Origin of the sequence: Gordonibacter sp. 28C (assembly GCF_003339845.1) — a bacterium.
In the GTDB taxonomy this organism is placed as follows: Bacteria; Actinomycetota; Coriobacteriia; order Coriobacteriales; family Eggerthellaceae; genus Gordonibacter.
Window position 1 is genome coordinate 83,949 of sequence record NZ_PPTR01000001.1, and the last position, 13,921, is coordinate 97,869.

The 13,921-nt window shown below is 64.7% G+C and carries 14 protein-coding genes; 11 read left to right on the forward strand and 3 right to left on the reverse strand.

Annotated elements, in window-relative coordinates; all coding sequences use genetic code 11:
- Positions 1 to 9: 9 nt before the first annotated feature.
- The 8 genes from C1878_RS00395 to C1878_RS00430 all read left to right on the forward strand — a co-directional run bounded on the left by C1878_RS00395 (position 10) and on the right by C1878_RS00430 (position 10,255).
- Positions 10 to 3,006 carry an acyl-CoA dehydratase activase-related protein gene (locus C1878_RS00395; RefSeq protein WP_158539636.1) on the forward strand — a complete coding sequence of 999 codons (2,997 nt, stop codon included), beginning with the start codon at positions 10 to 12 and terminating at the stop codon, positions 3,004 to 3,006.
- Entirely contained in the window at positions 3,003 to 4,175 is a 1,173-nt protein-coding gene (locus tag C1878_RS16505; protein WP_158539637.1) for a hypothetical protein, read from the forward strand. Before C1878_RS00395 ends, C1878_RS16505 begins: the two co-directional genes overlap by 4 nt.
- On the forward strand, positions 4,172 to 5,446 hold the full coding sequence (locus tag C1878_RS00405; RefSeq protein WP_158539638.1) for an MFS transporter: 1,275 nt from the start codon (positions 4,172 to 4,174) through the stop codon (positions 5,444 to 5,446). Before C1878_RS16505 ends, C1878_RS00405 begins: the two co-directional genes overlap by 4 nt.
- A 72-nt stretch (positions 5,447 to 5,518) precedes the next feature.
- Positions 5,519 to 6,448 carry an EamA family transporter RarD gene (rarD, locus tag C1878_RS00410; protein ID WP_158539639.1) on the forward strand — a complete coding sequence of 310 codons (930 nt, stop codon included), beginning with the start codon at positions 5,519 to 5,521 and terminating at the stop codon, positions 6,446 to 6,448.
- A 216-nt stretch (positions 6,449 to 6,664) separates the two neighbouring features.
- Positions 6,665 to 8,107, forward strand: a complete 1,443-nt coding sequence (locus C1878_RS00415) for an MFS transporter (RefSeq protein ID WP_114599752.1) — start codon at positions 6,665 to 6,667, stop codon at positions 8,105 to 8,107.
- A gap of 210 nt (positions 8,108 to 8,317) precedes the next feature.
- Entirely contained in the window at positions 8,318 to 9,391 is a 1,074-nt protein-coding gene (locus C1878_RS00420; RefSeq protein WP_241963544.1) for a DMT family transporter, read from the forward strand.
- Positions 9,367 to 9,879 (forward strand): shikimate kinase, encoded by a 513-nt coding sequence (locus C1878_RS00425; protein WP_080144103.1) that lies wholly within the window; start codon positions 9,367 to 9,369, stop codon positions 9,877 to 9,879. Before C1878_RS00420 ends, C1878_RS00425 begins: the two co-directional genes overlap by 25 nt.
- Positions 9,880 to 9,889: 10 nt before the next feature.
- Positions 9,890 to 10,255 carry a tRNA-binding protein gene (locus C1878_RS00430; RefSeq protein ID WP_241963545.1) on the forward strand — a complete coding sequence of 122 codons (366 nt, stop codon included), beginning with the start codon at positions 9,890 to 9,892 and terminating at the stop codon, positions 10,253 to 10,255.
- Positions 10,256 to 10,390: 135 nt separating this feature from the next.
- Here the strand turns inward: C1878_RS00430 and C1878_RS00435 are convergent, their stop codons facing one another.
- Positions 10,391 to 10,633, reverse strand: coding sequence for a helix-turn-helix transcriptional regulator (locus C1878_RS00435; protein ID WP_114599753.1), 243 nt, complete (start codon positions 10,631 to 10,633; stop codon positions 10,391 to 10,393).
- Positions 10,634 to 10,832: 199 nt separating this feature from the next.
- On the opposite strand from C1878_RS00435, the gene C1878_RS00440 reads away from it, so the two are divergent.
- Entirely contained in the window at positions 10,833 to 11,033 is a 201-nt protein-coding gene (locus C1878_RS00440; protein ID WP_255417919.1) for a helix-turn-helix domain-containing protein, read from the forward strand.
- Positions 11,034 to 11,088: 55 nt separating this feature from the next.
- Here the strand turns inward: C1878_RS00440 and C1878_RS00445 are convergent, their stop codons facing one another.
- Positions 11,089 to 11,397 (reverse strand): hypothetical protein, encoded by a 309-nt coding sequence (locus C1878_RS00445; RefSeq protein WP_114599754.1) that lies wholly within the window; start codon positions 11,395 to 11,397, stop codon positions 11,089 to 11,091.
- Positions 11,387 to 11,668: a type II toxin-antitoxin system Phd/YefM family antitoxin gene (locus C1878_RS00450; RefSeq protein ID WP_158539640.1), complete on the reverse strand. Its 282-nt coding sequence runs from the start codon at positions 11,666 to 11,668 to the stop codon at positions 11,387 to 11,389. The genes C1878_RS00445 and C1878_RS00450 overlap by 11 nt, the downstream gene beginning before the upstream one ends.
- A 257-nt stretch (positions 11,669 to 11,925) precedes the next feature.
- Here C1878_RS00450 and C1878_RS00455 point away from each other — a divergent pair, with 257 nt between their 5' ends.
- Both C1878_RS00455 and C1878_RS00460 read left to right on the forward strand, forming a co-directional pair.
- Positions 11,926 to 13,425 (forward strand): MATE family efflux transporter, encoded by a 1,500-nt coding sequence (locus tag C1878_RS00455; RefSeq protein ID WP_114599756.1) that lies wholly within the window; start codon positions 11,926 to 11,928, stop codon positions 13,423 to 13,425.
- Positions 13,426 to 13,478: 53 nt separating this feature from the next.
- Entirely contained in the window at positions 13,479 to 13,913 is a 435-nt protein-coding gene (locus tag C1878_RS00460; RefSeq protein WP_147272877.1) for a MarR family winged helix-turn-helix transcriptional regulator, read from the forward strand.
- The last annotated feature ends 8 nt before the right edge of the window (positions 13,914 to 13,921 follow it).

Sequence of the window (13,921 nt, forward strand, 5' to 3'; positions counted from 1 at the left end):
GGGATGGATATGCTGCACGCAGGCGTGGACATAGGGTCGAAAACCGTCAAGCTCGTGGTGCTCGACGATGACCTGACGCTGCTCTACGAGTCGTACGAACGCCATCTGTCGAACGTGCGGGAAACGCTGGGGTACACGCTTGAGCGCGCCCTCGTCCATTTCCCGAGCGAACCTATGACGGTGGGCGTCACGGGGTCTGCGGGCATGCAGTTGGCCGACTTGCTCGACCTCCCGTTCACCCAGGAGGTCGTGGCGGCGCGCACGGCCATCGAGCGGCGCATCCCGCAGGCGGACGTGGCCATCGAGATAGGCGGCGAGGACTCGAAGATCCTGTTTTTGACCGGCGGCGAGGAGCTGCGCATGAACAGCACGTGCGCGGGCGGCACCGGAGGCTTCATCGACACCATCGCCGGCATGCTGGACATGAACGCGGAGAAGCTGAACGTGTGCGCTCACGGCTGCCGCACCGTCCACGCCATAGCCTCGCGTTGCGCGGTGTTCGCCCAGATGGACGTGCGCCCCCTGCTCAACGAGGGCGTGCCGAAGGAGGACATCGCCGGGTCGGTGTTCGACGCGGTGGCGGCGCAGTGCATCGCGGGCCTGGCCTGCGGGCGGCCCATCGGGGGGACCGTCGCGCTGCTGGGAGGCCCTCTGCATTTCCTGTCGGCTTTGCGCGATCGGTTCAAGCTGCGCCTGGGGCTGGACGACGAGCATCTGGTCGTGCCGCCCGACGGCCACCTGTTCGTGGCCGAAGGGGCCGCGTTCGACGCGTGGGACGGCGAGGGCATGACGCTGGCCTCGCTCATCGAACGGCTCGACGCCGCGCAGTGGGACCAGGACGCGACGCTGGAGCGGCTCGACGCGCTGTTCGCCTCGGAGGAGGAGTACGACGCGTTCGTGCAACGCCACGCCGCCCTCGCCGCGCCGCGTGCGGATTTGAGCAGCGCCGAAGGCCGCGTTTTCCTGGGGGTGGACTCGGGTTCGGAGGCCATCAAGTACGTGCTCGCGGACGAGCAGGGCCGTGTGCTGCGCACGTACTACGAGCGCTCGGCGGGAAGCGTGGTGGAGGCCGCGCAGGCGATGCTCGTGGATCTGTGGAAGCACCTGCCGCTGCGCCACGACGGCACGCCAGCCGTGGAGGTGGCGCATGCGTGCGTGACCGGCTACGGGGAGGAGCTGCTGAAACGCGCGTTCGCCCTGGACTCCGGAGAGGTTGAGACGGTGGCCCACGTGCGCGCCGCGCGCGAGCTGGTGCCCGACGCCGACTTCATCCTGGACATCGGCGGGCAGGACATCAAGTGCGTGTGGCTGCGCGACGGGGCGGTGGACGACATCGTGCTGAACGAGGCCTGCTCGAGCGGATGCGGGGCGCTGCTAAGCGGTATGGCCTGGTCTATGAACGTGCGCTTCGACCGGTTCCTCGACGCGGCGGTGCGGGCGCGCCGCCCGGTCGACCTGGGAACGCGCTGCACCGTGTTCATGACGTCGCGCGTGCGCCATGCCCAAAAGGAAGGGGCCGAGCTGGGCGACATCGCCGCTGGGCTCGCGTACTCGGTCGTGCGCAACGCGGTGTACAAAGTCATCAGGGCGCGCGACGTGGCGTCGCTCGGCAGGCGGGTGGTGGTGCAGGGCGGCACGTTCATGAACGACGCCGTGCTGCGGGCGTTCGAGAACCTGTACGGGGCGGAGGTGGCGCGTCCCGCGCTGGCCGCGCACATGGGCGCGTACGGAGCGGCCCTCATCGCGCGCGACCGCGCCGAAGAAGGAGCCCGCTCGGGTCTGCTTTCGCGCAAGAAGGTCGAGCGGCTTGAAAGCAGCAAGCGCACGGAGATATGCGGCCGGTGCGGCAACGCCTGCCGGCTGACGATCACGACCTTCGACGACGGGGACGCGGTGCGCACGTTCACCGTGGGGAACCGTTGCGAGCGCGGGTTGGGCGAGGACGCCCCGGACAACGGCTTGCCCGATCTGTTCGCGTACCGGCTCAAGCGGCTGTTCGCGTACCGTCCGCTGCCGTCGAACGAGGCGCCGCGCGGCGACATGGGCTTGCCGCGGGCGCTGGGCATGTACGACCTCTACCCGTTCTGGCACACGCTGTTCACGCGGTTGGGCTTCCGCGTGGTGCCCTCGCATCTGCCGGATGCGGCGCTGCGCGGGCGTGCGCTCGAGACCATTCCCTCCGAATCGCTGTGCTATCCGGCCAAGCTCATGCACGCCCATCTCGTCGACTTGGCCGAGCGCGGCGTGCCGGCGGCGTTCCTGCCGTACGTGGAGGCCGAAAAGCCGGGCGGTCGGTCGTGTCCGGTGCTCGCCGGCTACCCTTTCGTGCTCGACGCGAACGTGGATTTCGTGCACGAGCGCGGCATGAAGCTGGTCATGCCGCGCGTGAAGGCTCTGCTCGACGGCGACGGGCCGGCCGCGGGGCTCGCCTCGACGCTGCTCGAGGCGCTGGAGCCCCTGGCACCCGGCCTCGCCCTTGCCGAAGTGGAGCGGGCCGCCCGCGAGGCCGCGCGCGAACTGGGGCGCTTCCGTCTGGACGTCGCCGATGCCGGGCGCGACGCCCTGGCGTACATGGCCGAGCACGACGTGCCGGGCGTGGTGTTGGCGGGTCGCCCGTACCATGTCGATCCGGCGACGAACCACGCGGTGCCGGCGCTGCTGCGCTCGTACGGGTTCGCCGTGCTCACCGAAGACGCGCTTCCGTCGCCGAACGTGGAAACGGGGTCGGGCGGGTCGCGCAGCCGTTGGGAGTATCCGGAGCGCATCCTGCGGGCGGCGCGATTCGTCGCCGAACGCGATGACCTGGAGTTCGTGATGCTGTACTCGTTCGGATGCGGGCTGGACGCCGTGACCGTGGATCAGGCACGTGCCGTGCTCAAAAGGCGCGGGCGCTCGCTCACGGCGCTCAAGATAGACGAGATGGTGGATTTGGCCGCCACGCGCATCCGCGTGCGCTCCATGGTGGCGGCGCGCGAGGACCGATTGAGGAAAGGGGGCTCGCGATGATCGTCGTGCCGTTTTTCTCTCCTTGGCACGCGCCGCTCGTCGAGGCCGCGCTTTCCGCCGCCGGCCGGCCGTGCCGCGTGCCTGCGGCGGCGGGCGAGGACGTGGTGCGCGCCGGGTTGGAAACGGTCAACAACGACGCCTGCTATGCGGCGCTGCTGGCCGCCGGCCGCGCGATGTCCTTGCTGCGGGAGCCCCGCAGCGGGGTCGCCGCAGACCCGGTTCGCGTGATCGTGCCGACTCCCTGCGTGTTCTGCCGAGGCGACGACGCGCCGTACCTGGTGGCGCACGCGCTCGACGTGGCCGGGCTGGGGGAGGGCGTGGGCGTCCTCGGCGCTGACGAGGCGCTGGACGCGTTGGCCGGCGACGTTCGGGCGGTCGAGCTCGTCGCCGATGCGGTGGCCTTGGGAGACGTGCTTCTGCAAACGCGTCTGCGGGTTCGGCCGTACCTGGGCGCGGATGGGGTCCGAGGTCTCGACGACCTGCTTTCGTCGTGGCGCGAGAAGTTCTGCAAGGCGCTCTCCTCCGAGGAGCGGATTCCGTTCGAGAGCGTCTTGGACTCCTTCGACGATGCGGTGGCCGGTTTCGGCGTGCCCGAGCGCGACGGCAGGCCCGTCGTGGGCGTGGTGGGAACGGTGCCCGCCGTGTTCGACGAGGGCATGAACGCGGGTTTGGCGGCGTGCGTCGAGCGAGAAGGCTGCGAAGCGGCGCTGCCGTACCTGCTGCCGCTGGCGGCCTACGCGCTGCAGGAGAAGGGCGTCGCCGGGCCGCTGCGCACGGCGTTGGACGATCGATGCGTCGCGCTGCGAAGCCGCGCGGCGAACGGTTTCCCGTGTCCGACCGTGCAGGATTTGGAACATGCCGCCGCAGACGTGGTGCCGGGCCATCTGGTGCAGGGAGCCGGATGGACCATCGCGGGCTACGCGCGGCTGTTCGTCCGCGCGGGCGTGGGCGACCTCGTGTACGTCAGGGCGTTCGGGTGCTTGGCCGGGCACGTGGTGGGCCAAGGCGCTCTCAAGCCCTTGCGCGCGCTATGCGCGGCCGAGGGGGAGGACGTCAACCTCGCCACGATCGAGTTCGACCCCGGCACGAGCGAGGTCAACCAGGTGAACCGCATCAAGCTTTTGACCGCCGTCGCGAAGCGCGCGGCGAAACGAAGGAGGAACCCATGAACCATCGCATGCGCTACCTTGCCACCGGCGTGCTGTCGCTGCTCTTTCTCGGCCTCATATACTCGTGGTCGAACTTCTCCGCGCCCATCGGGGAGGAGTTCGGGTGGGATCGGGAGAGCATGCGGTTCGTGTTCACCCTGTCCATCATCGCGTTCTGCTTCGGAGGCTACTTCGGGGCCAGGCTCAACGGGCGCTTCTCGTTCCGCCCGACCATGCTCATAGCGGGGGTGCTGCTGGTGGGAGGGTTCGCCTCCACCGCGCTCGTGCTGGACGCGGGCGGCCTCCCGGCGTTGTACGTGACCTACGGCGTGCTGTGCGGCGGCGGGTGCGGCATCGCCTACAACGTGATCATCGCCACGGTGAACGCGTGGTTCCCCGAGCGCGTGGGGTTCTCGTCGGGCGCGCTCATGATGGGCTTCGGGTTGGGAGGGCTCGTCTTGGGAACGGCCGCCGCCGCGGGCATCGACCTGGCAGGATGGAGGACGGTGTTCCTGGTGCTGGCGGCGCTCATCGCAATCGTTCTGGGCGTGACCGCGCTCGTCATCAAGCCCGCTCCGATGCTCGCGTCCGGCTCCTCCAACGTTGCTGGCTCGGCCGAGGGCTCAAGCGAACATGCGGCTGCGGGCAAAGCCCTTGGCGCATCTCATGAGACGCCCATGGTGCGCACGCCGTTGTTCTGGGTCTACAGCGTGTGGGCCACCTGCGCCATCTGCGCGGGGCTCATGATCATCGGCGACGCGAAGCCGGCCGCGCTGGCCGTGGGGCTCGAGGCCGGGTTCGCCACGCTGCTCGTGGGTTTGGTGTCCACCACGAACGGGGTCGCGCGCATCGTGATCGGCGTGGTGTTCGACCGGTTCGGGCTGCGCGCGGTCATGGCGTCGGCGTCGTTGGCGGCTTTGCTCGGCGCGGTGGCGCTGGCGTGGTCGTTCGCGCCGGGCACGCGCGTCCCGGGCCTGTTCGTGGCAGGGGCTTTGCTCGTGGGCTTCTCGTACGGCTGCGTGCCGGTGATCGCCTCCGCGTTCGCCCGGAGCCAGTTCGGGCAGAAGCACTACGCCGAGAACCTCGCGCTCGCGAACTTCAACATGGCGAGCGCCGCCCTGCTCAGCTCGTTCGCCGCCGGGGGCGCGCGTGCGCTCGGCGGCGCGGACAACGGGGACTTCGCGGTGTACGCGGCGGTGACGCTCATCGTGGTGGTGGCGCTGGTGGGGTTCGCGGCGTTCTTTCGCCTGCTGCGCCGCAACGAAGCGCGCGCCGCAGAGCAGGGCCGGTAGAGGCGCGCGGCCATGAAGGGCGCGAGAACGCCGCGCGAGGGGCCTGGCGCCGAACGGGGAAGGCGAACCGCGTTGGCGCAAGCCGCGATCTGCTATGTCATCTGGGGCGTCATCCCCGTGTACTGGAAGCTTTTCTCGGCTGTCCCGCCTTTGCAGGCGCTGGCCACGCGCATGGTGTGGTCGTGCGCGTTCTCGATCGTGCTGTGCCTCGCGTTGCGCGTGCGCTTCCTGCCGCTGCTGCGCGATCGCCGCGCGTGGGCGACGTTCGGGGCCTCGAGCGTGCTCATCGCGGCCAACTGGGGCGTCTACATCTGGGCCTCCACGAGCGGTCATCTGCTCGAGACGAGCCTCGGCTTCTTCCTCTGCCCCCTCACGAGCATCGTGCTGGGGCTTGCGTGCTTCCACGAACGGCTCTCGCGCATGCAGAAGCTCGCCACGGCGCTGGCCGCCTGCGGGGCCTCCCTGTTCGCAGCGGCGCACGGCGGGTCGATTTGGATATCGCTCGTGCTGGCTGCGACGTTCAGCGCGTACGGCGCGGTCAAGAAGCGCGGCGGCTACGACGCGCTGCCCGGGATGGCCGTCGAGTCGCTGTTCGCGGCCGTCCTCGGCGCGGGGCTGTTCGCGGCCGGCTGGGTCGACCCCGGCTTCTGGGACATGGCGCGCACGGCGCCCGACGCCTTGGCGGTCACGTCGGCCGTGGGCATGGCCGTGCTGTCCGTGGGCAGCGGGGTGGTGACGGCGGGGCCGCTCGCCCTGTACTCGGCCGCCGCGAACAAGGTGCCGCTTTCGCTGCTGGGTCTGCTGCAGTACATCAGCCCCACGATCGTCATGATGCTGGCCGTGACGTGCTTCGGCGAGCTGCCCGACGTCTGGCAGCTGGCGAGCTTCGTCCTCATCTGGGCGGGGTTGGCCGCCGTGGCTTGGGAGACCCTTCGCGGGCAAGGTGGTCGAGCTGGAGGTGCTCGGCGTTCATCCGGTAAAAATCGAAAAAATAGTGCTTGAAATTTTGAAAAAGCGACCGATATAATACCCAAGGTTTCAATAACTGAATATCGTTCTTGATTGCAAACGACACATGTGGCGCCTGTTCGGCGCGTAAATCTGATCACGGTACAAGATTTGATTTACGTGTACGAGACGGTTCCGAGCGTGTCGTTTTTTATTTGCCCGGAAAAGGTTCCGCTTCGCAAAGCGGGCCGTGAAGGAGGTACCCTGCTTATGATCTCAACTCGGAAACCCCAGACGATCGTTGCCGTTGCGGCTTTCGCCGCGTTCTTGGCCACGTTCAATGAAACGTTCCTCAATGTGGCGTTCGCGCCTATCATGGTTGACCTGCAGGTGGACGTGTCCACGGTGCAATGGCTGGCGACGGCCTATATGCTGGGTGCGGCCGTCATGGTCCCGGTGTCGGCGTTCGCCTACCGAAGCGTACCGACGCGCCCGTTGTTTCTGGTCACGGTGGCGCTGTTGGTGGCGGGCAGCGTTGTGGGGGCGCTGGCGTCTGATTTCGGTGTGCTGCTAACGGGGCGCATCGTGCAGGCGCTCGGCACGGGGATGCTCATCCCCATCGGCATGAACATCACGTTGCAGGTGGCTCCTCGCGAGAAACTGGGCACGTACATGGGCGTCATGGGCACCATGACCACGCTCGGTCCGTCATTGTCGGTTATCGTGGCCGGAACGCTTCTGTCGGCATTCAGCTGGCATGCGTTGTTGTGGGTGTTCGCGGGGCTTGCGGCCGCGTGCTTCCTATTCGGGGCCGTCATGCTGGACGATATCGCCCAGCTCACGCATCCGCGTCTCGATGCGCCGTCGGTGGCGCTGGTGGGCGTTTCGCTCGTGGGGCTTATGTACGGCGTTTCGACGGTGTTCTCGGGAAGCGTTCCCGTGGCCGCTGTTGCGGTTGCGGTCGGCTTGCTGTTCTTGGCGCTGTTCGTACGTCGGCAGCGTCGTCTCGAACAGCCGCTTATAGACCTGCGTCCTCTTTCGGTCCGTCCGTTCGTCGTCGGCGTGGTGGTGAACATGCTGGCGCTGATCACCGTTTTCGCCATGAACATCATCGTTCCCACCTACTTGCAGAGCGTGTTGGGCATGGATTCGCTCGTGGCGTCGCTTGCCCTGTTCCCGGCCATTCTGCTGTCATGCGTCGTTTCCCCTTTGGCAGGACGCGTTTACGACAAGCGGGGAGCGAAAGTGCTGTTGCCGGTGGGGTTCGCGTTCGTCTGCGTGTTCGCCGCGCTCGTGGCGTTGCTCACCCCCAGGGGGTCGGTACCGGTCATCGCCGTGCTGTACGTTCCCGTCATTTGCGGATCGGCGCTCGTCATCGGTCCGGTGCAGAGCTTCGCGCTGTCGCATTTGGACTCCGAGCTGAACCCCCACGGCGTCACCGTTATGAGCATGGGGTTCCAAGTTGCAGGTTGCATAGGGTCGTCGCTGCTCACCGGTGTGTACGCTGCTGTGCTAGCGGGCAGCGAAGCGGCCGGGTTTCCGATTTTCGAGGCGGCGAGCGAAGGCTTCCTTGCGGCCGGGTTGTTGGTGTCGGCGTTCGCGTTCGCGGGCTTCTTGCTCGCGTTGCGCGTGAGGGTGCATGAAAGGAGGCGTGCAGCGCGAATCGGCTCTGCGAAAGCTCCTGTCCCTGCAGCGGAGGCGTCGGGTTTTTAAGGAGCGCGGTAGCACGGGTTTCGAGCGAAAAGACGATCAATGGGTTCTCGATCGGCTTGCTCGACGCCTGGCGAAAAACGTGCTGAGCAGGGTCTGCACGAGCCGTGGGCCGTCGAAAGAGCGAGCGTCGTCCTGGTGCGCGCGGCTCGTCGGAACCGTTGACGGGCCGGCCCTTTCAATTGGCTGGTCCGCGCCGTATAATGGGCCGCTGTGAAAAATCTAGCCGGCATACAGGATCGCATACCCACCGGGGCCTACAAACTCCTGTTGGTCGTGGCCACCGTCATATGGGGCCTCAGCTTCGTCGTCATGAAAGACGCCGTGGACGTGCTGCAGCCGGCCTACCTCATCGGCTTCCGCTTCCTGGCCACGGGCGCCATCCTGCTCGCGCTGTTCCTCCGCCGCCTGCGCATCGCCTTCTCGCATGAGACGGCGAAGGACTACCTGGTGAAGGGTATCATCCTGGGCGTGCTGTGCTACTTGGCGTTCTGGGTGCAAACCATCGGGCTCGATCACACCACGCCGGGCAAGAACGCCTTCCTTACGGCCACGTACTGCGTCATCGTGCCGTTCGCCTGGTGGGTCATCGCGCGCAAGCGGCCCACGGCGTTCAATCTCGTCGCCGCCGTCATGGCCGTGGCCGGCATAGGCCTGGTGTCGCTCACGGGCTCGCTTTCCGAGCTGTCCATGGGCTTCGGCGACGCCATGACGCTGGTGTCGGCGCTGCTGTTCGCCGTGCACATCGTGTACGTGTCGAAGTTCTCCGAGACGAACGACGTGCTCGTGCTCACCACGCTCCAGTTCATCGTGGGCGGCGTGTGCGGCGTGGCGTACGGCGCCTGCTTCGAAACGCTGCCCCCGGCCGAGGCGCTCACGCCTGCCTTCTGGATAAACATGGCCTACCTCGTGGTGTTCGCCTCGTGCGTGGCGCTCGTCATCCAGAACGTGGCGCTCGCGCACGTGCCGCCGGCGCAGGCCTCGTTGTTCCTGAGCTTGGAAAGCGTGTTCGGCGTGCTGTTCAGCGTGCTGCTGTATGGGGAAGAGATAGGGCTTCGCCTCGTGGGCGGCTTCGCCCTCATCTTCGTTGCTATAGTGGTGAGCGAAACGTTTCCGTTGAAACGCAAAGCGGACGACGACGTGCCCGCCGTGGCGCTGGAAACCCCCGGAGGGCCCGTGGTGTCCTTGGAGGCGGCGGTTGCGCTGGACGGCCGGGGCACCTGCGATCTGGCAGCCGTCGATTCGACGCAAGAGGAGGCATCATGGAGCAAGAGCGGAACAACATAGTCCTGATCGGCATGCCCAGTGCGGGCAAGTCCACGTTGGGCATCGTGCTGGCGAAGATACTGAACTACCAGTTCGTCGATGCCGACCTCGTCATTCAGAGCCAGTGCGACAAGACGCTGCAGAAGCTCATCGACGCGTGCGGCCCCGAGGGCTTCATCGAGGTGGAGAACGAGATCCTTCGCGACATCCAGGCCGAGAACTCCATCATAGCCACGGGCGGCTCGGCCGTGTACTCCGACGAGGCCATGAAGCACCTGGCCGAGATCGGACGCGTGGTGTACCTGCAGATATCCTACGAGGAGCTGGTGCGCCGCCTGCACGACTTGCAGGAGCGCGGCGTGGTGCTCAAGGGCGGCATCGGCATGAGCCTGCGCGAGCTTTACGACGAGCGCAAGCCGCTGTACGAGCAGTACGCCGAGATCACCGTGAACATCGACGACCTGTCCATCACCGCCGCCGCCCGCAAAGTGGCCGACGCGCTGCGCTAGGGTGTGCGCCGTGGATCCGATCGAGGTCGCGCCCGTCAAACCGCCGATCACCGTCGACGACTTGGACAAGCTCGACATCCGCGTGGGGCGCATCGTTCGCGTGGACGACGTTGAGAAGTCGAAGAAGCTCATCAAGATGACCGTGGACTTCGGCGCTTTCACGCGCACGATCCTCTCGGGCATGAAGGAGGAGCGCGACGATTGCAAGGCTGAGCTAGAGGGACGCCAGGCTTTGTTCGTGGTGAACATGGAACCTCGCAAGATGGCCGGCGAGGTGTCCGAGGGCATGATCTACGACATCGGCTACGAGGACGGCATCCTCCCCGCCCTCGCCGTCCCCGAGCGCGAAGTTCCCAACGGCGTGAGGCTGGGATAGACCGTCCCGGCTCGTCCTATATTCACGATTGCGAAAATGGCCTGTGTTTCACGTGAAACACAGGCCGTCCCTTGTTTTATCTGGGAAAACGGTATTTTGGTGATACTTCAGCTAGAGCAGCTAGAAGTTAAAATTTCAATTTCGATGCGCGCGATTCGTATGCTCGTCCGCTTCGCCATTCACGTACTCAATTAAATCCCCAGGCTGACATTTCAATATCGAGCACAGCGAGTCAAGCGTCGAGAAACGTATAGACCGAACCTTGCCTGTCTTCATACGGGATAGGTTGACAGCGGTAATGCCGACATGATCGGCGAGCTCGCTAAGAGGCATCCCTCTTTCTTTCATGATGCGATCGAGATGCAGGACGATGGGCATGCTCTATCGGGCTCCTCGACAGGGTAATTAGTCTTAGCTCTCTCGATCTGTAGCGCTTGGCAATAGCGGCAAACCGGCAGAGTCGATCAACGACAAGACCACAATACCATTTCGCAAGAGCAATTGCACACTTAAAGTGTCCAGTTTGCATAGTCAGCAATGATGAAATGAGCGTGTGTCCACTGATCCCAACATACGTGTGCAATTCGGTTTGCGAATGAAAGAGCTTCGCGACGAGCGCGGATGGTCTCAGAGGAAGCTTTCGAGCGTGTGCGGGCTGAGTCACTCTTATATCGGGGATTGCGAAACCGGACGTCGCAATATCAGTTTGGACAATATCAAGAAGATAGCGAACAGTTTCGATATGACGGTGGGCGAGTTTATGAAGGACATCGACTGAGGCTGTCGCTTCGCGAGCGTTCATGTCGTGCGGAATGCTTATCGCGATGGGGCGCTCAGCATGAAAACCGGTTCAACGGGTCGCGGCGTTGGTCTTCGATATAGTAGACGTGCACTTGGCCGATTTCTTCGAGAACTCGATAGTAGATGCCGTAGCGATCTGCGTACACCACTTTGAGCTCGAATGGAGGCGTCGCCGCTTCGTATAGAGGACGGTAGACGCTTCCGATATCAGGAACGGTGTCGAGGACGTCCAGCATCCTGTCGATTCGATTCAGAGCTTTCCCAGAAGGTATTCTTTTGTATGTCTGTTTTGCCCCTTCGGTGAGGAGGACTTGATAAGGTCGGGCTTCCTCACCGGTCATCGCGAGCTTCCTTGCGCACTTCGTCGAGAGGTGTGAGGCGCCCTGCCTGGGCATCCTCGTAGCCGCGCATGATTCCCTGGTAGGTGCTCATCTCTCGTGCAAGGATCCTTCGCTCCAAGCTCATTCGGTCGTCGAACGCCTCTGCATCCATGACCACGAGATTGATCTCTCCGTTCCGCGTAATGTAAACGGGCTCTTTCGTCTCACGGCACAGCTCGTAGATGGATGAGATGTTGCGCTGCAAATCCGACGACGGCTTAACGATAGCCATAAGGCATCCTTTCTCGTTTTGCGTGAATTGTACCATGTATTCAGAATATATTCAGAAAGAGTTTTCGTGCTGCAATATTGCAGGTGAACATGGCCTTTAAACAGTATTTATGAAAAAACAATAAGGAAACTTACAAATAACTTTTCAATTTCAAGCACGGTATATACTAAGGAAACTTACTTATTTCAGTGAACCACGAAGCGTTGGCTTGAAAAAACAAGCAGTTTGGCGATACGGACGAGAGCGAGAGGTTTTGCATGGCGGAGCAGATCGAAGCGACGGAAGGCGCGCGTGCGGCGAGGGGCGCCGATAGGCTGGGGACGGAGCGCGTCGGCAAGCTGCTGCTGGAGTTCTCGATACCGGCCATCATCAGCATGGTGTTCAACTCGCTGTACAACGTGGTGGACACCGCCTTCTTGGGGCAGGCGTTTCCCGACGGCACGGGCGTGGCGGTTACCACGCTTGCGTTGCCGGTCATGACCATCCTCATGGGCTTCTCCATGGTCGCCGGCCAGGGCGGCAATGCGCTCGCCGCCATCCAGCTGGGCGAGGGGCGCAGGGAGCGGGTTGAGAAGACGCTGGGGAACTCGGCGGTGCTGCTGCTCGGGCTCGCCGTGCTCGTGGCCGTGGCCGCCGTTGCGGCTATCGACCCGATTCTCGCGGTCATCGGAACCAGCGCCGAGCTGTGGGAGCCCACCAGAACGTTCGTGCAGATCATCTGCGTGGGTTTCGCGTTCCAATCGCTCGGCATGGGTCTGAACAACTTCCTGCGCACGGCGGGCAAGCCGAACCTGGCGCTGGGCACCATGGTGTTCGGCACCCTGATGTGCATCGTGCTGAACTACCTGTTCGTTCTGGTGCTCGGCTGGGGGGTGGCCGGCAGTGCCGGCGCCACGGTGCTGGGGCAAGCGTGCGGCATGGTGCCGGTGGTGTGGTACTTCGCGGCGTGCAAGAGCGCTCCGTTCCGCCTGCGTCTTTCCTGCTGCCGACCCGACGTGCGCCTTATGGGGAGCATCCTCACGCTGGGCTTGGCATCGTTCGTCATGCAGGTTGCCTCGACGGTGGTAAGCGTTGTGCTGAACCAGGTCATCGGCATCTACGGAGCCCAGGACCCCATCGGCGTGACGGGCGCGCTGGCGGCTATCGGCGTGGCGCAGAAGGCCTCGATGTTCGCCATCACACCGCTCATCGGCCTCATCATGGGCGCGCAGCCCATCATCGGGTACAACTACGGGGCTCGATCGTGGCAGCGCGTGCTCGACACGTTGAAGTGGGCATCGGTGACGGGCGTGGCCATCGGCACGTTCTTCCTCGTGCTCTCGCACGCGATACCGGTGCAGATCGTGGCCTTGTTCGGCGTGACGGGCGACCTTGAGTCGTTCGCCGTGACGGCGTTGCAGATATACACGATCCTGTATCCGCTTGTCGGGTTCCAAATCGTGGGGTCGAGCTACTTCCAATCCAGCGGCCAACCGCTCAAGGCCGCCGTGCTGGAGATGACGCGCCAGGTGATCTTCCTCATCCCGCTGTACCTGCTGTTGCCGCCGGTGCTGACGTCCGTGTTCGGACTGACGGGGTTGCAGGGCGTCGTGGTGAGCGTTCCCGTTTCCGACGGACTTGCCACGCTCACGACCACCGCCTTTGTGTTCTGGGAGGTGCGCAAGCTGCGTCGGCAGCGCGACGGGGGCGCAGCAGCTTCTACTGCGGCACCTGCCATGCCCGAAGCTGCTGCCGCAGGAACGTTTTCTCAGAGGTAGAATCCTGTTTGGCGGGATGTCGACGCAAACGGAACCGACCGAGGGGGAGGCTGTTGAAAGACGATTCGATTATGCGCGAGTTGGCGCATCTCAACCAGGTATTGGAACGCGAGGCGCGAGCCGATGGCGGCGCGACGGGCGTTTCGCTCGCGCTGGCCATCTTGGCGTCGCACGAAGAGGCCATAGCCGAGGGGTTCGCCTCGCGCCTGCTGACCCAGGCTGAGCTGGCCGATATCGTGGGCGTTCGCCCGCAGTCCATGGGAGCGATGATAGCAGCCATGGAGCAAGAGGGCCTGGTGCTCCGCGATCCTTTCGAGCAGGATCGGCGCGTGCATCTGCTCAGGCTCACCGACAAGGGGCGCGCCGCCGCCCAAGAGGCTCGCGACCGACAGCGCGCTTTCGCCGAAAAGAAGCTGTCCGTTCTCAGCGACGAGGAGAAACGGCAGTTCGCGGACATCGTCACCAAACTGAACGCATCGTTGGGGTAGGCCCCGTA

Excerpts from the sequence above, each read along its gene's own strand:
- C1878_RS00445 (WP_114599754.1), bottom strand. The coding sequence starts at position 11,397 with ATGACCGGTGAGGAAGCCCGACCTTATCAAGTCCTCCTCACCGAAGGG.
- C1878_RS00435 (WP_114599753.1), bottom strand. The coding sequence starts at position 10,633 with ATGCCCATCGTCCTGCATCTCGATCGCATCATGAAAGAAAGAGGGATG.
- C1878_RS00450 (WP_158539640.1), bottom strand. The coding sequence starts at position 11,668 with ATGGCTATCGTTAAGCCGTCGTCGGATTTGCAGCGCAACATCTCATCC.
- C1878_RS00425 (WP_080144103.1), top strand. The coding sequence starts at position 9,367 with ATGGAGCAAGAGCGGAACAACATAGTCCTGATCGGCATGCCCAGTGCG.
- C1878_RS00455 (WP_114599756.1), top strand. The coding sequence starts at position 11,926 with ATGGCGGAGCAGATCGAAGCGACGGAAGGCGCGCGTGCGGCGAGGGGC.
- C1878_RS00405 (WP_158539638.1), top strand. The coding sequence starts at position 4,172 with ATGAACCATCGCATGCGCTACCTTGCCACCGGCGTGCTGTCGCTGCTC.
- C1878_RS16505 (WP_158539637.1), top strand. The coding sequence starts at position 3,003 with ATGATCGTCGTGCCGTTTTTCTCTCCTTGGCACGCGCCGCTCGTCGAG.
- C1878_RS00395 (WP_158539636.1), top strand. The coding sequence starts at position 10 with ATGCTGCACGCAGGCGTGGACATAGGGTCGAAAACCGTCAAGCTCGTG.
- C1878_RS00415 (WP_114599752.1), top strand. The coding sequence starts at position 6,665 with ATGATCTCAACTCGGAAACCCCAGACGATCGTTGCCGTTGCGGCTTTC.